The organism is Acidovorax sp. (assembly GCF_046339755.1).
GTDB lineage: Bacteria > Pseudomonadota > Gammaproteobacteria > Burkholderiales > Burkholderiaceae_C > Acidovorax.
The window spans coordinates 1-6,584 of the sequence record NZ_JBKDTZ010000147.1 but is presented as its reverse complement, the minus strand read 5'-3'; the positions used below and the strand labels follow the sequence as shown (position 1 = coordinate 6,584).

The 6,584-nt window shown below is 68.4% G+C and carries 6 protein-coding genes; 3 read left to right on the top strand and 3 right to left on the bottom strand.

Annotation, left to right across the window (positions count from 1 at the left end; genetic code table 11):
* Window positions 1-93: 93 nt before the first annotated feature.
* The 3 genes from dxs to xseB all read right to left on the bottom strand — a co-directional run bounded on the left by dxs (window position 94) and on the right by xseB (window position 3,274).
* Window positions 94-1,977, bottom strand: coding sequence for a 1-deoxy-D-xylulose-5-phosphate synthase (dxs, locus tag ACK59X_RS12385; protein ID WP_409957625.1), 1,884 nt, complete (start codon window positions 1,975-1,977; stop codon window positions 94-96).
* 125 nt (window positions 1,978-2,102) lie between these two features.
* Window positions 2,103-3,035 (bottom strand): polyprenyl synthetase family protein, encoded by a 933-nt coding sequence (locus tag ACK59X_RS12380; protein WP_409957624.1) that lies wholly within the window; start codon window positions 3,033-3,035, stop codon window positions 2,103-2,105.
* Entirely contained in the window at window positions 3,032-3,274 is a 243-nt protein-coding gene (gene xseB / locus ACK59X_RS12375) for an exodeoxyribonuclease VII small subunit (RefSeq protein ID WP_409957623.1), read from the bottom strand. Before xseB ends, ACK59X_RS12380 begins: the two co-directional genes overlap by 4 nt.
* 357 nt (window positions 3,275-3,631) lie before the next feature.
* On the opposite strand from xseB, the gene ACK59X_RS12370 reads away from it, so the two are divergent.
* The 3 genes from ACK59X_RS12370 to ACK59X_RS12360 all read left to right on the top strand — a co-directional run.
* Window positions 3,632-4,771: an aromatic ring-hydroxylating oxygenase subunit alpha gene (locus ACK59X_RS12370; protein WP_409957622.1), complete on the top strand. Its 1,140-nt coding sequence runs from the start codon at window positions 3,632-3,634 to the stop codon at window positions 4,769-4,771.
* Window positions 4,772-4,890: 119 nt separating this feature from the next.
* Window positions 4,891-5,802: a DMT family transporter gene (locus tag ACK59X_RS12365; RefSeq protein WP_409957621.1), complete on the top strand. Its 912-nt coding sequence runs from the start codon at window positions 4,891-4,893 to the stop codon at window positions 5,800-5,802.
* Between the two features lie 65 nt (window positions 5,803-5,867).
* The coding region (locus ACK59X_RS12360; RefSeq protein WP_409957620.1) for a sulfurtransferase at window positions 5,868-6,584 on the top strand (717 nt) is incomplete at its 3' end.

Below are 6,584 nucleotides of genomic sequence, written 5' to 3'. Positions count from 1 at the left end.
GCCTGCATTGGAGGAGGTGTACCTCCCGCCTTCTGTGCGGGTTTTAGGCAGGCGCCCACGGGCCTAAGCCTCTCGCAACGCCGGCCGCGTCGATCAGGCCATGAAGCGCGCGCGCACCGCGCGCTCGATGCCGGCGGCGTCGAGCCCCTGCAGCGACAACAGTTTGGCCGGATCGCCATGCTCGATGAACACATCGGGCAGGCCCAACTGCAGCACCGGGCGCACGATGCCGGCTTCGTTCAGCGCTTCGGTCACGGCGCTGCCCGCGCCGCCCATCACGGCGCCCTCTTCCACCGTGACCAGCACGTCGTGGCGCCCGGCCACATCGCGCAGCAGTTCCGCGTCGATGGGCTTGGCCCAGCGCATGTTGGCCACCGTGGCATCCAGGGTCTCGCCGGCCTCAAGCGCGGCGTACAGCAGGGTGCCGAAAGCCAGGATGGCAATGCGCGGTCCGCCCTCGCCGGCCGCGGCCTTGCGTTCGCGCCGGATCTCACCCCTGCCGAAAGGCAGGCCTTGCAGGTCCGCGAGCGGCGCCACGCCGGCACCGCTGCCGCGCGGGTAGCGCACGGCCACGGGGTGGTCCTGCTCGAACGCGCTGGACAACAGTTGGCGGCACTCGCGCTCGTCGGCCGGGCAGGCCATGCTCATGTTGGGGATGCAGCGCACGAAGGGGATGTCGTAGGCACCCGCATGCGTGGCGCCGTCGGCCCCCACCAGCCCCGCGCGGTCGAGTGCGAACACCACGGGCAGGTTCTGCAGCGCCACGTCGTGGATCAACTGGTCGTAGCCGCGCTGCAGGAAGGTGGAGTAGATCGCCACCACGGGCTTGAGCCCTTCGCAGGCCATGCCGCCGGCGAAAGTCACGGCATGCTGCTCGGCAATGCCCACGTCGTAGTAACGCTCGGGAAAGCGCTTTTCGAACTCCACCATGCCCGAGCCTTCGCGCATGGCGGGCGTGATGCCCACCAGGCGCTGGTCCTTGGCTGCCATGTCGCACAGCCACTGGCCGAAGACCTGGGTGAAGGTCTGCTTGGGTGCCGTCGTGCTCTTGACCAGGCCCACGGCCGGGTCGAACTTGCCCGGGCCATGGTAGGCCACGGGGTCGGCCTCGGCCAGCTTGTAGCCTTGGCCCTTCTTCGTGACCACGTGCAGGAACTGCGGGCCCTTGAGGCTCTTGATGTTCTCGAGCGTGGGGATCAGCGAATCGAGGTCGTGGCCATCGATGGGCCCGATGTAGTTGAAGCCGAACTTCTCGAACAGCGTGGCCGGCACCACCATGCCCTTGGCCTGCTGCTCGAAGCGCTTGGCCAGCTCCAGCAGCGGTGGCACGGGGCGCAGCACGGTCTTGCCCACGTTCTTGGCCGTGGCGTAGAACTGGCCGCTCATGAGCTGGGCCAGGTAGCGGTTGAGAGCGCCCACGGGCGGGCTGATGCTCATGTCGTTGTCGTTGAGCACCACCAGCAGGTTGGCATCGGCCACGCCGGCGTTGTTCAGTGCCTCGAAGGCCATGCCGGCCGTCATGGCGCCGTCGCCGATGATGGCCACGGCATGGCGGTTCTCCCCCTTGGTCTTGGCGGCCAGGGCCATGCCCAGGGCGGCCGAGATGCTGGTGCTCGAATGCGCGGTGCCGAAGGTGTCGTAAGGGCTCTCGGCGCGCTGTGGAAAGCCCGAGATGCCGCCCAGCTGGCGCAGCGTCGTCATGCGGTCGCGCCGGCCGGTCAGGATCTTGTGCGGGTAGGTCTGGTGGCCCACGTCCCACACCAGCCGGTCTTCGGGGGTATTGAACACATGGTGCAGGGCAACGGTCAGCTCCACCGTGCCGAGGTTGGAACTCAAGTGCCCGCCCGTCTGCGAGACGCTCTCGAGCACGAAGGCGCGCAGCTCGGCGGCCAGGGCCTTGAGGTCGGCCCGCGGCATGGCGCGCAGGTCCGCCGGGTCGTTCACGTTCTGCAGCAGGGGGTAGGAGGTCGTGGACATGGGGTGTTGTTCTTGAATGGTTCAGTGCGCACGGGGCAGGCGCCATCCGCTGGCGAGCGCCAGCGTCTGCGGGTGGTGCATCGTAGCAACCAACGCGAGAGACACAGGAGGTCTTGCCACAGCCGTCAGTGGGTCCTGTCCACGACCATATCGGCCAGGGCAGCCAGGGCACGCGTGTCGGCCAGGCCGCTGCGCGCCAGGGCGGCATGGGCCTGCACCTGCAGCTCGCGGGCATAGGCCTGCGCAGGCGCCAGGCCCAGCAGGGAGACATAGGTGGGCTTGTCGCTCGCCGCATCCTTGCCGGCCGTCTTGCCCAGTGTGGCGGAGTCGGCGATCACGTCGAGGATATCGTCCACCACCTGGAAGGCCAGGCCCATGACGGCGCCGTAGTCGGACAGGGCCTCGTGCGCCTGCGCGCTGGCCGGGCCGCAAGCCACGCCCATCATCACGCTGCCCTTCAGCAGCGCGCCGGTCTTCAGGCGGTGCATATGGCGCAACTGGTCTTCGGTGAGCGCCACGCCCACGCTGGCCAGGTCGATGGCCTGGCCACCGGCCATGCCGGCCGAGCCGGCCGCGCGCGCCAGCAGGCGGCACAGCGTGGCCTGCATCGCGGCGGGCACGCTGCCATCGTCGGGCGTGAGCAGCTCGAAGGCAAAGGCCTGCAGGGCATCGCCGGCCAGCAAGGCCTGCGCTTCGCCGAACTGCACATGCACGGTGGGCTTGCCGCGGCGCAGCACGTCGTTGTCCATGCACGGCATGTCGTCGTGCACCAGGGAATAGGCATGGATCAGCTCGACGGCACAGGCGGCGCGCAGCGCCGCACCGTCGGACACGGCATGCGCAGACGGCGCGATGTCGGCGCCGCTGCAGACGGCCTCCTCGGCCGCCAGCACCAGCAGCGGGCGCAGGCGCTTGCCACCGTCGAGCACGGCATAGCGCATGGCCTCGCCGAGGCCGGCCGGCGCGCCCTCGCCCACCCAGCGGGACAGCGCTTCCTCGACACGGGACAGGTGCCGCTGGCTCCAGGCAAGCAGCTCGAAGGAGGGGGCGGCGCTCATTCAGGGGCCCAGGCGTTCAAGCCCGTCTCGTCCAGCACCTTGATCTGGTCCTGGACGGCATCCAGGCGCTTGCGGCAAAAGGCCAGCAGCGCGGCGCCACGCTGGTAGCCCGCGAGCATCTGGTCCAGGGGCAACTGGCCCGATTCGATCCGGCCCACGAGCTGCTCCAGCTCTTCCAGCGCCGCTTCGTAGCTGGCGGGTTCTGCGGGGGGCGCGGTGGTGGCGGAGGCCTTGGGCATGGGTGGAGGCGGCAACGGGCGCCGCGAATGAAGGAAAAACCACTGATTTTAGGCCCAGCGCATGGCACCCCACGCGCAGCCCGCCGGTTTGGGGAGCACAGCCGCCAAAGGCGGCCACCGTGGCCCCCGCGAACCCGCCGCGCCAGCGCATCGGCGCACAGGACGCTGCCCCATCCCGGCGCGGGCCGCAGCCCGGGCGCCAATACACGCAGGGGGGGTGCGGGAATGTGACGGGCGAATAACCCCATTGGCTATAATCCCATTCTCGTTCAGCCGGCCTTGGAGCCGGTTTCTTTTTTCCTCCAGATGTGCCGCATGGCACACCTCCCTGTGGGGAGTCTTTAGGTCAGGTCACCCATGTCTGATTTAAGTCTTCAACTGCAGCAGGCCGCAAGCCAACTACCAGTTTCAAGCTACTTTGACCCAGCGCTGTTCCAGCGCGAGCTGGACACCATCTTCCAGCGCGGGCCCCGCTATGTGGGGCACCAATTGGCCGTGCCCAATGCCGGCGACTTTTACACCCTGCCCCATGAGGGCCAGGGCCGTGCCCTGGTACGCAACGCGCAGGGCGGGGTGGAGCTCGTCTCCAACGTCTGCCGCCACCGCCAGGCCGTCATGCTCAAGGGCCGCGGCTCGCTGTACACGCAGCAAAAGGGCAGCGCGGGCGGCAACATCGTGTGCCCGCTGCACCGCTGGACCTACAGCCCCAAGGGCGAACTGCTGGGTGCGCCGCACTTTGCCGACGACCCCTGCCTGAACCTCAACAACTACCCGCTGCGCGAGTGGAACGGCCTGCTGTTCGAGGACAACGGCCACGACGTGGCGGCCGACCTGGCCCAGATGGGCCCGCGCGCCGACCTGGACTTCGGCGGCTACGTGCTCGACCACGTGGAGCTGCACGAGTGCAACTACAACTGGAAGACCTTCATCGAGGTCTACCTCGAGGACTACCACGTCGGCCCCTTCCATCCAGGCCTGGGCAGTTTCGTCACCTGCGACGACCTGCGCTGGGAGTTCGGAAAGAACTACTCGGTACAGACCGTGGGCGTGGCCAACCGCCTGGGCAAGGCCGGCAGCCCTGTCTACGAACGCTGGCACGAGGCCCTGCTGGCCTACCGTGACGGCAAGCCGCCCAAGCACGGCGCCATCTGGCTCACGCTGTACCCGCACATCATGGTGGAGTGGTACCCGCACGTGCTCACCGTGTCCACGCTGCACCCCATCAGCCCGACGAAGACTCTGAACATGGTGGAGTTCTACTACCCCGAGGAGATCGCCGCCTTCGAGCGCGAGTTCGTCGAGGCGCAGAAGGCTGCCTACATGGAGACCTGCATCGAGGACGACGAGATCGGCGAGCGCATGGACGCCGGCCGCAAGGCCCTGCTGGCGCGCGGCGACAACGAGGTCGGCCCCTACCAGAGTCCGATGGAGGACGGCATGCAGCATTTCCATGAGTGGTACCGCGCCGCCATGCAGGATGCCGTGCCGAAGCGTTGAACTGGGACGCAAACCTCCCCGAGTAACCGGGCTTGCCCGGAATGCTCTCATTACAATAGCTGCCAGTGCTTGTTCTTCAAGCACGGCAGCTATTTTCATTTTCGAGTACCGATTTCCCCATGCAAGCCCTCTGGATGGTGTTGGCCGCGTTCCTTTTCGCCACGATGGGGGTGTGCGTGAAGATCGCTTCGGCCCATTTCAATGCGGCCGAACTGGTCTGCTACCGGGGCCTCATCGGCATGGGCATCCTGTGGCTGCTGGCGCGCTCGCAAAAGGTCTCGCTGGGCACGGCCTACCCGGGCATGCATGCCTGGCGCAGTTCGGTGGGCGTGGTCTCGCTCGGGGCCTGGTTCTATGCCATCGCACACCTGCCGCTGGCCACGGCCATGACCCTCAACTACATGAGCAGCGTGTGGATCGCGGCCTTCCTGGTCGGCGGCACGCTGCTGGCCTGGCGCCCCTCAGCCGCCACGCCGCGCCCGGCGCTGCAGGGCACGCTGATCGTCACCGTGCTCGCGGGCTTCGTCGGCGTGGTGATGATGCTGCGCCCCAGCCTGGACCAGAACCAGGCCTTCGCCGGCATGATCGGGCTGATGTCGGGCCTGTCGGCCGCGTTTGCCTACATGCAGGTGGTGGCCCTGTCGCGCCTGGGCGAGCCCGAGTCGCGCACGGTGTTCTATTTCGCGCTCGGCTCGGCAGTGGCTGGCGGCGGGGCCCTGCTGTTCACCGGCACCTCGGCCTGGCCGGGCTGGCAGGCGCTGTGGCTGCTGCCCATCGGCATCCTGGCCGCGGGCGGCCAACTGTGCATGACCCGCGCCTACGCCAGCGCCAAGACGCAGCGCGGCACCCTGGTGGTGGCCAACCTGCAGTACTCGGGCATCGTCTTTGCGGCGCTCTACAGCGTGCTGCTGTTCGGCGATGTGCTGCCGCCCATCGCCTGGGTGGGCATGGTGCTCATCGTGGGCAGCGGTATCGCCGCCACGGTGCTACGGGCGCGCGCGGCCCCAGGAACCCCCGCGGAAGAACATTGATACGTTTGTGAACGCCGACCATTGACACAATGCACGGCATCCACTGCTCCTGACCACCCGCCGCCATGACCTACACCACCCTGATCTCCGCCACCGAACTGCAATCCCTGGCCGCCAGCGGCGCGCCCCTGATGGTGTTCGACTGCAGCTTCGACTTGATGCACTCCACGGCCGGTGCGCAGCAGTATGCGCAGGCCCACATCCCCGGCGCGGTGTACGCCGACCTCAACGAGAACCTGAGTGCCAAGCACGGCATGCCCGGCGCCTCGGGCGCTGTGTTGACCGCGCAGGAGGCCGACATGCCCGCCTCGGGCGGCCGCCACCCGTTGCCCAGCCGCGAGCGCTTTGCGATCTGGCTGTCCAGTGTGGGCTTTGCCAACGGCATGCAGGCCGTGGTGTACGACCGCCAGGGCGCCAACTACTGCGGCCGCCTGTGGTGGATGCTCAAGTGGGCCGGGCACGATGCCGTGGCCGTGCTCGACGGCGGCCTGCAAGCCTGGCAGGCCGCGGGCGGCGCCGTGGCCAGCGGCGAGGAGCCGGCGCACTTCCAGTCCAACTTCGAGCTCAAGGAACCGCTGCGCCGCCTGGCCACGGCCAGCGATGTGCTGGCCAACCTGCAGCAGCCCGGCCAGACCGTGGTCGATGCGCGCGCCGCGCCGCGCTACCGCGGCGAGGTGGAGCCCCTGGACCCGGTGGCCGGCCACATCCCCGGCGCCCTGAACCGCCCCTTCGTGGACAACATCGGCCCCGATGGCAAGTTCAAGCCCGCCGCCGTGCTGCGC